This is a genomic window from Pseudomonas sp. GW821-FHT02A11 (genome assembly GCF_059421985.1).
The window spans coordinates 307,078-321,799 of the sequence record NZ_JBWKWB010000003.1 but is presented as its reverse complement, the minus strand read 5'-3'; the positions used below and the strand labels follow the sequence as shown (position 1 = coordinate 321,799).

At 53.2% G+C, this 14,722-nt stretch carries 20 protein-coding genes; 4 read left to right on the top strand and 16 right to left on the bottom strand.

All coding sequences use genetic code 11. The annotated features are described in order from the left end of the window. Positions 1-381: 381 nt before the first annotated feature. Positions 382-771: a hypothetical protein gene (locus AC07V9_RS06770; protein WP_495014951.1), complete on the bottom strand. Its 390-nt coding sequence runs from the start codon at positions 769-771 to the stop codon at positions 382-384. A 608-nt stretch (positions 772-1,379) separates the two neighbouring features. Between AC07V9_RS06770 and AC07V9_RS06765 the strand changes: the two genes are divergently transcribed. Further along, positions 1,380-1,640 carry a sulfurtransferase TusA family protein gene (locus AC07V9_RS06765; RefSeq protein ID WP_495014950.1) on the top strand — a complete coding sequence of 87 codons (261 nt, stop codon included), beginning with the start codon at positions 1,380-1,382 and terminating at the stop codon, positions 1,638-1,640. Between the two features lie 107 nt (positions 1,641-1,747). Here the strand turns inward: AC07V9_RS06765 and AC07V9_RS06760 are convergent, their stop codons facing one another. Continuing rightward, positions 1,748-2,557, bottom strand: a complete 810-nt coding sequence (locus AC07V9_RS06760; RefSeq protein WP_495014949.1) for an N-6 DNA methylase — start codon at positions 2,555-2,557, stop codon at positions 1,748-1,750. Positions 2,558-2,835: 278 nt separating this feature from the next. Between AC07V9_RS06760 and AC07V9_RS06755 the strand changes: the two genes are divergently transcribed. Beyond that, complete coding sequence (locus AC07V9_RS06755; protein WP_495014948.1) at positions 2,836-4,176, top strand: toprim domain-containing protein; 1,341 nt, start codon at positions 2,836-2,838, stop codon at positions 4,174-4,176. A 131-nt stretch (positions 4,177-4,307) separates the two neighbouring features. Then, the gene (locus AC07V9_RS06750) at positions 4,308-4,688 is read left to right on the top strand and encodes a hypothetical protein (protein ID WP_495014947.1); all 381 of its coding nucleotides are present in this window, start codon (positions 4,308-4,310) and stop codon (positions 4,686-4,688) included. A gap of 189 nt (positions 4,689-4,877) precedes the next feature. Here the strand turns inward: AC07V9_RS06750 and AC07V9_RS06745 are convergent, their stop codons facing one another. Further along, positions 4,878-5,291: a hypothetical protein gene (locus AC07V9_RS06745; RefSeq protein WP_495014946.1), complete on the bottom strand. Its 414-nt coding sequence runs from the start codon at positions 5,289-5,291 to the stop codon at positions 4,878-4,880. A 138-nt stretch (positions 5,292-5,429) separates the two neighbouring features. Between AC07V9_RS06745 and AC07V9_RS06740 the strand changes: the two genes are divergently transcribed. Further along, positions 5,430-5,897 (top strand): hypothetical protein, encoded by a 468-nt coding sequence (locus AC07V9_RS06740; protein WP_495014945.1) that lies wholly within the window; start codon positions 5,430-5,432, stop codon positions 5,895-5,897. Between the two features lie 88 nt (positions 5,898-5,985). Here the strand turns inward: AC07V9_RS06740 and AC07V9_RS06735 are convergent, their stop codons facing one another. The 13 genes from AC07V9_RS06735 to AC07V9_RS06675 all read right to left on the bottom strand — a co-directional run bounded on the left by AC07V9_RS06735 (position 5,986) and on the right by AC07V9_RS06675 (position 14,667). Further along, positions 5,986-6,342, bottom strand: coding sequence for a hypothetical protein (locus AC07V9_RS06735; RefSeq protein ID WP_495014944.1), 357 nt, complete (start codon positions 6,340-6,342; stop codon positions 5,986-5,988). 64 nt (positions 6,343-6,406) lie between these two features. Beyond that, positions 6,407-7,066 (bottom strand): hypothetical protein, encoded by a 660-nt coding sequence (locus AC07V9_RS06730; protein ID WP_495014943.1) that lies wholly within the window; start codon positions 7,064-7,066, stop codon positions 6,407-6,409. A 125-nt stretch (positions 7,067-7,191) separates the two neighbouring features. Beyond that, the gene (locus AC07V9_RS06725; RefSeq protein ID WP_495014942.1) at positions 7,192-7,752 is read right to left on the bottom strand and encodes an Arc family DNA-binding protein; all 561 of its coding nucleotides are present in this window, start codon (positions 7,750-7,752) and stop codon (positions 7,192-7,194) included. A 100-nt stretch (positions 7,753-7,852) separates the two neighbouring features. Then, positions 7,853-8,350, bottom strand: coding sequence for a hypothetical protein (locus AC07V9_RS06720; RefSeq protein ID WP_495014941.1), 498 nt, complete (start codon positions 8,348-8,350; stop codon positions 7,853-7,855). Between the two features lie 154 nt (positions 8,351-8,504). Further along, a complete protein-coding gene (locus tag AC07V9_RS06715; RefSeq protein ID WP_495014940.1) occupies positions 8,505-8,951 on the bottom strand; it encodes a hypothetical protein in 447 nt (148 codons plus the stop codon). Positions 8,952-8,959: 8 nt separating this feature from the next. Continuing rightward, positions 8,960-9,130 carry a hypothetical protein gene (locus AC07V9_RS06710; RefSeq protein ID WP_495014939.1) on the bottom strand — a complete coding sequence of 57 codons (171 nt, stop codon included), beginning with the start codon at positions 9,128-9,130 and terminating at the stop codon, positions 8,960-8,962. Between the two features lie 197 nt (positions 9,131-9,327). Beyond that, positions 9,328-9,795, bottom strand: coding sequence for a DUF262 domain-containing protein (locus AC07V9_RS06705; RefSeq protein WP_495014938.1), 468 nt, complete (start codon positions 9,793-9,795; stop codon positions 9,328-9,330). A 145-nt stretch (positions 9,796-9,940) separates the two neighbouring features. Then, positions 9,941-10,372, bottom strand: coding sequence for a DUF6283 family protein (locus AC07V9_RS06700; RefSeq protein WP_495014937.1), 432 nt, complete (start codon positions 10,370-10,372; stop codon positions 9,941-9,943). A gap of 74 nt (positions 10,373-10,446) precedes the next feature. Continuing rightward, on the bottom strand, positions 10,447-12,120 hold the full coding sequence (locus AC07V9_RS06695; protein ID WP_495014936.1) for an SNF2-related protein: 1,674 nt from the start codon (positions 12,118-12,120) through the stop codon (positions 10,447-10,449). Then, positions 12,108-12,530: a hypothetical protein gene (locus AC07V9_RS06690; protein WP_495014935.1), complete on the bottom strand. Its 423-nt coding sequence runs from the start codon at positions 12,528-12,530 to the stop codon at positions 12,108-12,110. Before AC07V9_RS06690 ends, AC07V9_RS06695 begins: the two co-directional genes overlap by 13 nt. A 189-nt stretch (positions 12,531-12,719) precedes the next feature. Beyond that, complete coding sequence (locus AC07V9_RS06685) at positions 12,720-13,691, bottom strand: hypothetical protein (protein WP_495014934.1); 972 nt, start codon at positions 13,689-13,691, stop codon at positions 12,720-12,722. Between the two features lie 68 nt (positions 13,692-13,759). After that, the gene (locus AC07V9_RS06680; RefSeq protein ID WP_495015109.1) at positions 13,760-14,236 is read right to left on the bottom strand and encodes a DnaJ domain-containing protein; all 477 of its coding nucleotides are present in this window, start codon (positions 14,234-14,236) and stop codon (positions 13,760-13,762) included. 38 nt (positions 14,237-14,274) lie between these two features. Next, complete coding sequence (locus AC07V9_RS06675) at positions 14,275-14,667, bottom strand: hypothetical protein (protein WP_495014933.1); 393 nt, start codon at positions 14,665-14,667, stop codon at positions 14,275-14,277. Positions 14,668-14,722 lie beyond the last annotated feature (55 nt).

Sequence of the window (14,722 nt, the reverse complement as noted above, 5' to 3'; positions counted from 1 at the left end):
ACCACGAATGTGGACCTTGAGGTCGATTCGGCGGCCAATTGGGTAGTAGGTTCGTTGCGCTTAATCTGCTTGTAGGTCCACAAAACGCCCAAAAAAGGCCCTAAATGTGGATAACTCTGTGGGTATTTTACAGCCCCAGAATAGGGTTGTAGGTCTGGCGAGCCAATAGTCTTAGGTATTGAGCGCTGCATGATGTAGGTGCTATGCGCCGCAGTTTAGGAGCACAGCCTTGATTCTCGCGGGCTCCAGAGGCAAATCCTTGCCCCTATCCGCTCTTAATCCGCTCTTAGCCTTTTTAACCAAGAGAAACAAAAACCGCTCCGCAACCTGTCGAACTCAAACTCGAGAAGAAGCTCAAGTGCTGGGACAAAAATGAAACGATCACAAAATAGGTCTTCGCAAATTCTCCTCACGAATAGCCTGCATCAGATGATACAGAGCCTCACGCACCTTCGGCGATCGGCCACCCCCTGTGGTCGAAGTACAGAATTCCAAAGCTAGGGATTCACCATCCACGCTGATGATCTCGATTATGACGTCAGAGTCACAATCAAGGATCATGCGAAGTCGGCCCTGGCCCATGTCGTCAGACCGCTCAAAGAACTCCAACAAAGGCACCGAAGGGGAAGCTTCCCTTTCCTCACGCTCCAGCTGAGCCTCTGCCGCGCGTACCACCTGGTTGCCCAGATAATCCATTTCAAGCCGGCAACCTTCATCCTCGATGATGTAGTCGCGAACAGTATCGATAGCGAGTCGCGAGATCGTTGCCATGCTTTAGCCCTCTGCAGCTTCACGAGATGCAATCCGATTTTTCGAGAACATGCCATTGCGCCTGCGAACATCAAGCGCTCGCGAGGTTTGGACATCCCTAAGTCCGTAGCGAGGCATGCGCCGGCAAAGACGGGAATTAATACCATGCATCACAGCTCAGACCTCTCATGACAGTTGCCAGGGGTAATTGTAGTGGTGCGCCACCTTCTGACTTACTTCAATACCGACCCGGTAATTGATAGGTAGGTCGCACTCAACCCAGCCAACGTTTCACGCATGTACTCCCGCTCCGCACGAGTGTGATGGTCAGTGTGAGCTGACCGCATCAGCTGCTCCTGCAACTGATGGTGCTGGCGCTTAAGCATTTGTGGATCGCGGGTTGGGACGATAGTCGGGTCCAATCGGACAATTTTGAGCTTCATGGAAATACCTTGATTCAGAGTGACAACGTCGGATATGCCGGCGACTACATAGGGGAGGCGGTTCCCAGAATTGCCTGGGAACGCAGCGCATGTGAGTCATCATTATTTGGCGCGGCCTGTGCCAGAAGCCCCTATCAAAATGCGAGTTACACTGGCTGCCTGCACCCCTTGAAGGATTAGTTACCGATGTCAGATGCCACTGCTGAGTTCTACCCAGAGCATGATGTGATAGTCGACGCATGTGGCCTTCCTTGTCCCATGCCAATCCTTAAAGCGCGGCTGGAGAGCAACCGGATGGGCCATGGACAAGTCCTCCATGTGCTATCAACGGACGCTGCCACCAAACGAGATTTCCGCACGTTCGCACTGCAGACAGGACATCAATTGATAGGGGAGGCGGAACAGGAAGGGATTTATGGCTTTTGGCTGAAAATACAGCGGGCTTGAGGGATTCCCAGACCGGGTGTCGGTCTGGGATTACAGATCTATTCTCTCTGTCGTGGTATCGAATGGACGTGCAGTGGGTCAGCACATGGGATGATCAAGCCGCTGCGTTACAAGGCCAAGCCTTGGAGGGAAGTCTCTGTCTGGTTCAGGGTTGGCAGAAGTGCGAGCTCCATTTCGTTGTCTGCAAGCTTTGGATCAACACCTCGTATGAATGCCTCGCCCAGGGAGCTGTCAATCGCAAAGCCCCGCTTGAGCTTAAGGTGGAACAAATTCATACCATGTGCTGGTGTCTCCCAGTGACTGAACTCCTCGAGCGTCAACGTGTTGCCATGCACAACGATTGCCGGGATGTGCAGCAGGCTGAGTTGAATGAACGCCATGTGGACTGCACGAACATCCAGATCTACCAGCGTGACGTGAAGGTGCTGCTGGTAATTGATTCCCAGATCCAGCAAGTTCGATGCAAACGCAATAACCATTGCCCCAGAGCCGCAGCTTGGTTCTGAAAGGGTGATGAATCCACGTTGCGCCACCTCACTCCGAACCTGATCCGGGTTGATGGCCAGGCGAGACAAGAGATCGGAAATGGATGGAGGAGTGAAAAATTGTCCCCGCTTTTCATTTGCCAAGCCCAGGTTCATGTACAACTCACCAAGGATGTCGGCTGGGTGGTCGCTCAAAGCACAGGTGAGCTGCTTGAGTAGAGTTGCGAATACAGCATGGTCTTCGGGTTTGTACTTCTGAATCAGCTTCAGGTAGACCGCTTCACGATCGCCGTGTCCCTTCATGTCATAGGCGTTGCGGATACAGATCGCAGCCATTTCAACGAAATCGGTGAATACACTCCTTGAAGGGTAGTAACGAATGGAGTCGATGGTACCCGCCATCGCTTTCAAGTGTTCTTTGACGCTCGGCATTTCAAGTCTCCTCTCTGGTATGTGAGGAGTTTCGAAGCATTTCGTCTGTGCCAGAACCGATTGAAAATGGATGCCTGATTATGAGTTGCACACGCTAGGGTGCCAGTTATGCTGTGAAGCAGGCTGCGTGCTGCCTGCCCCCTCCGCCAAGAATGGCCTGGTGAAAGCCGCCTCATTACTGAGTTAAAACCCAAAGATCACCCTTGAAACTTCAGGGCGGTGCTTTGGCAATGGAGGGCCCATCCGTTTCGACGGAAGCGCGCCGCTGGAGAGATTTCATGCATACCGTTCCTCAGTACAAAAAGCGGGCCGATCGGCTGCGCGATCACCTTCAGTCCCTGGGTATCAAAATCACCCGCTCTATCGCCCTCGAAGCACAAGCAGTCCAGGAGGGTGTGCGCGACTGGAACACCCTTGCCGCTACCGCAAAGATTGACGACAAGTCTGGACGTCCATCGAAGTCGATTGGGCCCTGCAAGGTGCGAGAGTCCTCTCAACCTCTACTCGCCCAGTACATCGGCAAGCAATTACCCGAGACCTGGCCATCAGAGGTGAAAGCAGAGATTGATGAGGTTCGGGCAGCGCTTTTTGAATGCTTCGAGCGTGGCAGCCTATGGAGCCAACTTACAGGCATGAATAGCAGCGGGTACCGGTGCACGAGCTGTCAAAACGTGGAGAAATCTAACCCCAAAACCTCTCACTGTCCGAAATGTGGTAGCTGGCTTGCTGTACATGCTTTCGCGGTGTTTGGCGAGCTGATGCAGAGCACCGAATCATTTCACGCTGTCCGGTGGGCAATCAGCAGGACGATTGAGCGCCCAATATTGGGGCTCGTAACATACTCCCCATTTGATCATCAGCCGAGCCCTCTCGAAGTGGTTTGTCGTTCGTCACCAAACGGCATTGTGGAGTTAGCTGCACGGGAATTCGGTCTTCAGAATCACTTTGGAAAGCATTGGAGTAATTCCCACTCATTCGGATGTGAGCTAAGGCTTGCCTACTACGGCGACCCAGAAACTGTTGCTACTGAGCTAGCCAAAGTAGGTATCAGCCGTCGGCAATCTGAGGCTTTGGGGTGGATGGCTCATCATGGGTATATAGGGTCAGGGGACCGCTCTCAAGCCCATGGTCTAGTAGTTACTTTTCTAGAGGATCCGGAGGGTGGCCCGTCGAGTTTTTGGGGTTACAGACCGAAGTCTCTCCGAGCGCGCGAGGGTTTCGCTTCAGGAACCTATACTGTTGGCCTTGATTATCCAAAGGACACGGTTTTTCTGTCGCACTTGATTGATCCCCGCCCCTTGGTTCTGGTCACAGGATTTATGCACGCCCTGGCGCTCCGGGAAGCAGGTATTAACGCCGTGGCGGTACCGTTCCTGTCGAAAATGACAAGCGTGGCTATCAACACGGTGATCCGTGACCGTGAGATGGTTGTGGCCTGCTTTGCTGCAAATACCACGCATGACCTCAAGACCATGGAGGATGGGATGTTCAACCCGACATACATGCATCTGGTCCGTTACATGAATCCGTTGGAGAGCTACGAAGGACGTAAAGGCTTTTTGATCGAGCAATTCATTGCTGATTTTGAAGTCGCACTCAGCCAGCCTCCATCTGTTTAGACCGATTCCGAACACGTATTTTGGCTCGCCGATCAACGATCAAACCGTTATGTTGATCGGTAGGCCAACCACTGGCTTGCACTGAGGCCGCATTGACGCGGCTCGATCTGAATAGACACAGGAACATGTTCGTGAAAAAAGCAGCTTTGTTTGTCGCCGCAGTCTTCTCTCTGGCCATGCTGGGAGGATGTGCTAACGGCCGTTCGCCGCTGGACTATGAAACAGGTATTTTCGTTTCACCTGAGAAGGTTCAGCAGCTCAAGTCGGCTCATGCGAGCCAAGAGCAGGTGGTGAAAGAGATCGGATATCCGAGTTCGAAAAACGAAGTGATGGGAAAAGAGGAGTGGCGTTATGAATACAATCTCATAACGGCAATTCCCTTCGTCGGTAAGAATAAGTCCGAAGCAACCGTTTTCGAATGGTCTAAAACAGGCAAGATGCTCGACGCCTACAAGACCAATGGCGGCAACGGTTCATCCAGCAACCCGCTTCTCAAAGCCGCAGGCATGTAGCAATCGCCGGAATAGGGCGAAGAAAAGGGGGCCCTCGGCCCCCTTTTTTTAAGTCTGTTTTAGGGGATAACGTTTTCTCCGTAGCAAAACCTATATCTAATTCTCATGCCAAGCTCCTGGTTGAATGACGTGATTTTAGGTGGGCCAGTTATCTTCAAGAACCCGTAGACATTTTCACGTGCATCTTAATTAGGTCTGGTGGGTGATGCCCATTTCGGACAGCAACTCTTGAACCTCTTCAAAGGAAAACGTATCGGAGAACCAGCTGATACCGTCCAACTTCAGTTTGCTCAAGACGTCTGAGGTTTCCTCAATACTGTAGGACACCGTTCCTACGTATCCTGTGTGGAGAAACGTGAATATACCGTCGCTCGTGACTTCCAAACCCAGCAGATCAATAGTCTCAGAACCAACCCATTGATCAGGGTGGTAATCCATGCGAACAGCCTTCAAGCCGTTGGCTAGAGCTAGCGCCTGCCCAGCGCGAGCTCTGGCCAGCATGGCATCCATGTCAAGTACGATAGCGTGCGTTACCTCGGCTTCACACGAAAGACCGTTGTCCCAAACCTGAAGTACGCCAACCACCTTTGTAGATGCATTCATTGCTATGACCCTTAAGTTTGTGAAGGTTCATATTCGTGTGTAACCAGGCGTGGCACCATCCAAGATTTATAATAAATATGGTTCTGGCACAGTAAATACAGGGAGAGAATAGATACTCAAATTCACGAGGTGCTCAAAATGAAACAGTCTTTTACTCTTGATCATTCAAATGCTGATTTGTTGGTATACATGGTTGACGGTATGCTGCGAATTCACAGTGATGATGGTTCCGATCGATCAGCCGCAGGACAAGATAGCTATGCACAGGAAGTTGGTACGACAGAGGACCGTTTGTTCCGAGCGATTATGATGATTTCTGCTCGCATGGTGTCGTTACTGCCACCCGTCATCGAAGCTACTTTCAATGATGAATCGCTAGCCTGTGCGGTTTGGGTTTACGAGTATCTAGATTACGCCGCATCCGGTCACAGCCGGGCAGATTGCCAAAGCTTACCGGCGCACCTTTGGCGATGGTTAGATGCAAATCCTGACCACTGGATTTCATCAGCTGAAGGTCTCCGTGAAGATAGAATTCCCCTCGAATCTGTCCTTTCGGATTGGTGCAAGACGGTCGGCCTGAAGGTGGAAGTCTCTAAAGCCGCCTAAGTTCAGATCTCACAAAAAAGGCCGCGATGATCGTCGCGGCCTTTTCGTTATCGTAGAAATGTTTGACGAAAATCGCAGGTTAGATATCTCAATATTCAGAGGGCAGCAGAAGTGTGGTCAGAGTGCGATCTGCCTCAGTAATAACGTAGATCGCTTGTTTCTTACCTCCTTCAAGCATCACTTCGTATTTGGCAAAAATGCGCCCGCCGATCACGGGGTTCAAAGCCGCATCATTCGCCGCGCAATCGCTGGCATCCAATACACCCCAGTCAGCACTGATGTACCGGCTAAGAACATCGTTCACAACGTCGTGCGACGCCTGCGGGTTTGGGAAGAGCGCTAGGAAGCCGGGGGTTCCTACGATAGTGCCAAGCTCAAGTAGCTCATGAGCGCGACCGGGGTGGTTTGAGGTGTTGCAGTGTTCATTTGTGCCGTGAGGATTCATGGTGCAGTTCCTGGTTGTTAGTCCTCCATCGTCCCAGGTTCACGTTGTGCCACTAGCGGCAAGCTCAAATTGATTGTCTGAGTGGCATGTTGCTACTTTGGCCGCCCTGCTTAGGAACAGAGCATGTCTCCCAGCGGGCACCTGTGTAGAGGCTGGCTGCAAATTTTAGACGAGCCTCGATCGAGTCGCCGCTGTAGATGGGTTTGAGCTGGTCAGCACAATTTCTCATCGCAGTTTTCTGATCCGGCGTGAGGGTGTTCGATCGCATGTCTACAAAAGGGAGTTCGACCTCTCTTGTGTGCCTCTCCAAGTATTCTTCCCTAGCTGAGGGATCGAACATCGGTGCTGCTGCGGACAGAAACCTATAAAGGTCCCTCCCAGTTAGGGTGTTTGCAGCGGTCACTATCGCGCTGTCACGCTCTCCTAGGCTGCCAGTGCGCTCAATGTAGGCAATGGCCAACATTCTGCCCATCGCTCGGTCACTCCGTCCCAGGGCGTCGAAGGCGGGCTTATAGTCCGTAAGGGGGCCGCCTGCTGCGTTGGCCGCGGAGAAGGATTGCGTCAGCCGAAATGCCTGATCAGTGAATTCGTTGTACTTGCGAACCTGTAGTGCGACCTGAACTGAGCCCACGGCTGTTGCAACAAGAATGCAAACCGCGATGGCTGTCCGTGGCTTGATTCGATATGGACAGGTCGGTGCTTTCGTTGGGTTATTCACGTCCATCGATCTCTCACTGCGCGGGCCGTAGCAGAGTGATCAATATAGACGAAGAGCCGCGGTGAAGGCTGCGGGAGCCACGAGAGGGGCGTAGGCGAGGGGCGCGGGCGCTGCGAGTGCCCGCGCAAATATTAGTGTTTCACGCCCTGTGAGGGGAATTGAATGTCAGGATCATCGCAGCGCTTGAGAAGCGCCTCGATCTGATTGCTGTAGTACACCCAGTCCGCGCACGCATTGGCGACGAAATCCCGCATTGTACCGCTTGAATCTTTCAGCTCGCTCCGAAGCCCCTCAGGGAATCGGACATTGTTGTCGCGCATGATGCCGTCGTCAGGGTTTAAACGATTGAAGCTCGTTAGGAGCTGCTCACTCACCCGGCGGCCCAGGCGGTTAGCCAAAGAGTTGCGCATGGTGATCAACCGCCGGTGTCCTTCGCGATGACTGATTACCGCCAACGCAACCTCGCTGTTGAAGCTGCGGAATTGTCTCCGCGCCACATCTTCAACGGCCTGCTTCAAAGCCATGGGGATGCGGAGCACAAATTTTTCAGCCGTCCTTGATGGGGCCGCAGGGAAAGCGGTATCCGAAGTTGCTGTCAGGCTGGTGGAGCGCATCTTGATGCTCTCAGGCAGGGTAGTTTTAAAGAGCCCGCATTTTCCACAGATCGCCCCCTGTTTGCTAGTCAATAACATGGCGTCAAATTACCTGTTATCGGAATGGCCACAGGGAGCTGTACCAGTGAGCACAGTCTTTTCGTGTTGGGAATATCCAATCTGTGAACTGTATTGCAAATTACAATCCGAGAATGGATTCGTTCAGGATTTCAAAGGTTTTTTCCCCATGGGCCTTCTGCAGCTCTGCCTTTACATCAGGGGTGAATTTGTAAGGGTAAACCTCAACCTTACCCGGGGCCGCTGCAAAAACGACTAACGTTTGGCTCGTCGTTGCGTCTCGAATCTCCCTCACGATGTCCATCTCATCTGCAATCTGTGCGATGGCCAGTCTCATGTAGTTTGAGGGCGTCGATGGCCCGATCGAATTCGAGGGTATGTTCGTGAAGTCCAGCTCGAAGCCATGCTTCTTCAGATTTTCAATGATTTGATCCTGGAGGCCTTTGTTAAGGACCAATGTGAACTCATTTTTCCGGTCAGATCCGGACGCTGAGCCTACGATTGCTCCGAAAAACAAAAGTGTGCAGGACCAGGCTCTGTGCTGCGCACGCGTGCCGGGCCCCTTCATGTTGGTGAGAGTGAGTTGAGCTGCCTTTGCGGCCTTTAATGATTCGAACATGAGCTTGGAATCCACTGCTTATGGGGACTTCCAGCTTCAGCGGATATCTGGCGTGCCAGAACCAGACGCTCAAATCAGGCATGGGGAAATGTGTAACACCTCAGAAATGCAGAAAGCCCGCAATCAAGCGGGCTCCCTTGGAGGCTCTGCAGCTCTAATGTGGGGTGTAGGCAAGCAGCGTTTTGAGGTGAAACGATCTCAGCATCTCGATAGCCAGGCGAGCTTCCTGTGCGGTGTCAGAGCTACCCGTTGGGCTCTCCGAGGCAGGATCGCCAAGGTGCGCTTTTGCCAATGTCTTAGCCCTTGCTGAGATGTCCGGGCAGACCACGCTTACACCGAATTCAAATTGATCAGCTGTCAGCGTGGCAATTCTTGAGACGTATTGCGCATTCATACGGGCCAGCGCGTTGTAGAGTGATTGTTTGGTCAGATGCGGAAATTCCTTGCGGGCTTCCGCTTGGCTGAGCCCCTTAACTAGCACCAGGTGCATTGCCTCATCGAGATCTGGATTCGATTCATGGCCAGGGCGCGTATTCAATCGCAGGCAGAGTTTGAATTCAGCGAGACTGATTATCGGAGGGATCGGTGGTTTGCTTGCCATGGTCGTATTCAGTCTGAATCGTCTGGGTCAAAGGTAAGGCCGCGAGCGGTAATCTCAGCCGCGGCGGTCGCGTAGTCATCGCCGGCAGCGATCAACGCTTGGGCAAGCTGAATTCCCTGCTGAGTGACGTCGCCACAACCATGTGAGGCGACGAAGTCTTCTAGCTGGGCCACGTCCATCAGAGGCTTCTCCAGGTGCTTGCCGTCCCAGTCAGCGCCACCCCACCAGTCAATTGAATGAACATCGCAGCAAGGAACGTATTCGACTGTCCGGCCTTGATCGGTAGATTGGGGGAGCACTCGGGTAGCCGGGAGCGTATCACCTTGAGCGTTGCAGCAGTCGAAGTGGCAGAGAACCGAAAGTGGCATAGGTTACCTCAGTGATGAATTGGTGGCAGTGTTTGCTGGTCAAGGCGCTGCATGTCTGCATCGGTGTGAGCTGTCCCGCCTCGATTTAATCGGCGATACAGATCTTTGAGCGTCGGCTCGTCGCCGATGTATTCGACTTCCAAGTGAGGGAAAGGCACGTTGAGGAATCGACGCAGTTGCTCGACACGAGGAATGTCTGCCCAGTAGATAGACCCAAACACCGGAAGCCGGCCGGCTAAAAAGTCGCGAACAGCTGAAACGCGCTGCTGTCCATCGATCAGCCACCCGGTCATTGGGGCGGGGCAGCCGTCAGCTCCAGTCCATTCACGACCGTTCACCACGAGTGAGCCGGTGCCAAAGCCCAGAAAGATTCCTTCCAAGAACTCTACCTTCTGGGCTTCAGTCCACACTTCATCACGTTGCCAGATCGGCAATGTAAAACGCATGAGCTTTCGCGAATCAGGGAGCTTGGCCAAGTCACGCTCCATTGATGGAGTCGGTATCAAGCATTCGATCGTGAAGGCACGCTGGATGCCGTTAATGAGGCGGGGAGGGAGCATGTCGGCATCTCTAATTAATTGATGCCGAAATTTTGCAGGGCTTACCGAAGTGTCAGAACCCTCAGCTACTCGGGTTTCTGCAATCCGCTAGGACGGGATCGTCTTCCGGGACGCCATTAGCGATTGCCATGTCCCGGTATGAGGCGAATAGCTCATGACCCCCATCCGTGGAATCGAGCCATTTTCCACGCATTCTCTGCAGACGGACCTTCAGGTTGTGATCTGCTCCGGCGACCAGAAAACCAGCACAAACAGCTGGCTTGTCGGTGCCACGCGAATGGCATCCGAAAGTCCGATCTGACATGTCGTAGGCTGTATGTGCAGAATGTCTGAACGCTTCCGCCGGAAACTCGCCCACGGCATCCTTGCGCCACGGACAGCGCTTGCACGGACGTTTGCAACTCGCACCTTCGCCGCCGGTTACCGTTACCACATTGTGGTTCCAGTCAGCGTGTCGAACCTCGGTGATGGTTGTCTTGGATGTTTTGGTCATGACGTGAAGGTGGCTCATGGGCGTTTATTGAGAGGGTACGCCCATGATCAGTTAGCGGAGAGTGTGCCGGAACCTCAGGCTGCGGATTTTGACGCCTTTGGTAGATAGCGATCAACCAGCATTCGCATACGCCCTGTGTCAGCAACGTTCGATTCAAATACCCGGCCAGGGTCAGTAATGCCGGCTGCTTGCGAGGCTTTCACTCCGAGCAGTTCCATGATGGGTGGATCAGAGCCATCGCGCGAGCAGAGGTAGATGGAAAGAACAGGGGATTGCTGTCCTTCCCGATCGAGCCTACCGGTCAGTTGCTCATGGAATTTTGGAGACCAATCCAATTCGCCATGGATTACTACACTGCAGCGGGCTTGAAGCCCATCCAGTCCTGCGCCAGAACGCAATGACAAGATCATGAGGTTCGTTTCTCCGGCTAGGAATTTTCGCTCGGTTTCCTTTTTCTGAGCCGGTGATTCGGTCCCTGTGAAAAGCACTGGTGAAAAATCAGCAAGCTCTTCAAGCCAGATGTCATAGACCGCACGATGCCAGCCAGCAAGCACGATGGGAATGTTGTCTTCGAGGAACATTCGGACGTACCGCGCAATGTAGCGAGCCTTGGAGATGCCTGTTGCCTGTCTCACCAGCATGTCGAGCTCACGGCCAGCTTGACCTTTTTCCTCAAAGGTTCCTTGGTCATAGCGCAGAGCTAACTTGCGTGCGATCTCTTCGATCGACTTGAGAGCTTTCTGATCGTGATCGATGTCCTCGACCATAGTGTTAACGGGCGGGAGCTCTCTTCCCACATCCTGCCTGGTCCGCCGCAAGAATACTTTCTGCTCCCGAAGATAGGAGCCAAGGGCCGCAGCGTCTGAGACCTGCTGATCGTCTGAGCACCATTCTCTGAGGAACTCACCCCTTGTACCCAATTTGTTGCACTGCAGGACCTCAAATATATTATATATTTCAATACCATAGTTGTAGACCGGCGTCGCTGACAGGCCCAGCCTGAAATCCACATTGCTCGCCAAAACTGCTGAAGCCTGACCTTTCACGCTTTCCTTACCCTTGCGCAATCCGCCAATCTCATCCCAGCACGCTGATTTGAAGAAACCCTTCTGGAAGATGTCCACCCACCCTGCAAGCTTGCCGTACGTGATGATGTAGACGTCACTCTCCGGCAACTCATACGGCGCTGAGGTTTTGATGATGTGTGAAGAAAAGTCGGAGAACTCTTCGATCTTCTCCTGCCACTGTTTCTGAAGGTGGGTATCGACGACGACCAGGGATGGGCGGCAATCCGGATTTAGCAGCCACATCATCGCCGAAGCCGTTTTGCCAAGGCCTATGTCGTCTCCCAAGAGCAGGGTACGGGTAGCGTGGGCAAGGTCAGCTGCCTGTTGTTGATAGAGTCGAGACTGACAGGCAGGCTTTAATCCAACCAGAGGTTTCGGCTTGTAGTCAGGCAGGAGGATTCGTTCGAGTTCAGCCTGGCGCTGAGTGAACCCTTTTTTACCCTTTTTCAGAGCTCGTGCATCCGAGTCGTTGATGGCCAACGGGTAACGACTGGTAAACCAATCTAGATCACTGCAATGCTCTAAGTCGTTAGGGAAGGTGAAGCGATCAACCTGAGTTTTGGAGATCCGTGGGAAAAGCTGTTTCAATCGGATCGCAACATGTGGTGCCAGACCTTGCATTAGCCAGGTCTTTTTGTCGTCAGTTAGGGTCAGGGCGCCGTAGGTGTTCATCGCAGCCATGCCCTCCCCATGGAAGCGTAAATGGCCGGCTTGTCCCCGATCAAATCAGGGATACCCAGTGCCGTACCGCTGAGCAGGATGATTCCGTCAATACTGTCGTGCTTCGAGTAGCGTTCCAGCTGGCGAAAGATCTTCATTCGCTGCGCGCGGGTTTTCATCTCAACGATGATTGAAAACCCGTCCTGGGTAATCAGGAAATCGGGGATGTCTTGAGCAGATAACCTGTGCTCACGGTCGAAAACAAAGTCTGCAGCTTTCAAATGGCCTTCTAACTGTGACTGGGCCATTTTCTCGTCACGCATTTCGACACGCTGGGCGCTGCAGAATCGCGCGATTTTGGTCATAGCCGAACGAATGGCCGCAGTTCGCTCACTGGAGCTGTTCACGACCTCAATGGGGAGTGCTGACATAGCGGTGTACCAAGGCTGTTGATCACTCAAGTACACCTTAACTACATCGAGTTAGCTATCCAAAATACATGGCCAAAATTCGTTGGATCGTCTTCCTTCCATGCCAGCTTTGACCTGCCATCATGTTGTGCGATTGCTGAATCCGCGTCTCAAGATCGTGGTGGAATCGCCCATGGGATCGTTGACTTTCTAGTGCATGAAATGGCGATCGATCTCGATCTTAACTCCGGCCCAAGCCTCAAGCTCCCAGTGCTCATGCACTGAAACGCAGTAGCGAGCCTCTATCTCACCGTCAGAGAACAATGCTTGCCCCTCGCCAAATGCTGTGCACTTGAATCCGCGGTAGGGCACGGCCTTGCGGCAGTGCATTTGCACCTCGTCCGATGATGGCATCACATGGGTGACTTGAACGGACTGACCTCCCTTGTTCCGGGGCCAGGTGACTAACATTCCTTCCTCAATGAGGACCTGGAGTGTCGTGCCTTCATCTCGGAACAGAATCCCGAATTCGTACTCGCCGAGCCTTACCTCGCTACCAGGCATCCAGCGGTGAAGGGTTCCCGTCTCTGATGTGCAAGGAGCCGGCGCTGATAGGCGCGAATTAGATTGAAGCTCGATGAAGGCTTCGCGTGAAGCATCGAGTAATCCGGTGTATTTGCTCCCAAGTAGAGCAGTCAATTCTAGATTCAGGCTTGCAGCGCTAACGATGAGCTCGTCGTCGTCACATTCTGCAATCGCCCGGGTAACGCGTTCTGCACTGGCGGCAATCTGCTGTGAGAAGGAAAGAGCGATAGCTCCGCCTGCCCGAGCCTTGCCAAAAAAAGCAGTTACGCAAGCTTCAAAGGATGTAGGGAGCTGCGCCAGCCCGACCGGTGCAACTTCGCGTCGAACGACGGTGCCATCCTCAACATCCGCGATCAACACGTATTCCACGTCGCCCGGGTACAGGGCAACGGTGAACAGCGGGTCACCGGCGCGATGGTTTCCCGAGGTGCTCTGATAGGACTGGCTTAACAGATCGATCACTAGGGCAGTCGGACAGCCCACCTGCTTCCTGACCAGGCTTCGGAAGAGAACTTCTGGGTGTTCAGTCTCGTGGCTGGAATTGGAATACAACGTGACAGCAGCAGTGTGGCTGATTTCGTAACTGATCCGACCCATTGTTATTTCCAGGGAAGAGTAGAAGAGGTGACATCATCGATCCGAACGCTGTGTGCCAGAACCGGAAGCTAGAACAGCAAGTCTCTGAATAGATAAATCGCGACAAGGATTTGAAGGACTAACACCAGCCTCCAGGGCGGTGACAGCAGCCACTTCAGCGCCATTGGTGCCCGAGGATTGGAAACGATACTGTTAATGAATGCGCTCATACGATGTGCGACCCAAGAGCTGGACGGCTTTGGATTCGATCCCGGTCGGGAAGGCTGCCCTGGCGCTGGGCGGAGCGGGGTCCCAGACGCAGGCCTAGAATCACTCAAAGCGCGATCTCTTTCTGCTTTGAGATGAGCATCGTATTCCACCCGCTTCGCTGGATTGGATAACACCTCGTAAGCCTCTGTGATGAGGCAGAAGAGGCGTTCCGCTTCCTTGGGATCTTCTGGGTTGCGATCTGGGTGATAACGCTGGGCCAGGGCTTTGTAGGAAGCCTTGATGACTGCAGGGTCAGCGCCCTCGGTTATCTGAAGCAGGTGATAGTGCGTTGGCATAAAGGCTTGAGAGTTCTGTGGTTGGGATGGGCGGTTCATCAGCCCCCCATTACCGGCAACAGGAGCCAGTGATAGATCCCATTCATATTGGTCAGCAAAAAGCAGGTTTGGAGCGTGAGAAGCCAACGGGCTCTGATCATGCGGGCGTGGCCGGCCAGGAGCAAGCTGCTGAGCAAGAAGAGCACGTACCCAAAAGGGGAGTAGCTGGTGTTCAGCGATAGCAGCACTGCACCTGAGATGCCAGCGACAGTGCCGGTGCATTCCAGAAATCGCGTCAGATTGAATCCCATGACCATCCGCCTCTTGAGTTGATAGCGAGATTGTCGATGCATTGGTTGAGTGCCACCAGCCAAAAGCAGTGCTCGTTTTCCGGCTTTAAGTGAGGGGCTGAATGATTGAGAGGCGGTATTTGAAGAGCGCGGCGTGCTCACGCTCGCAGTCCAGAATGTATTGAGGAGCTGATCGCGAACAGTCAGCTCCTCTAAG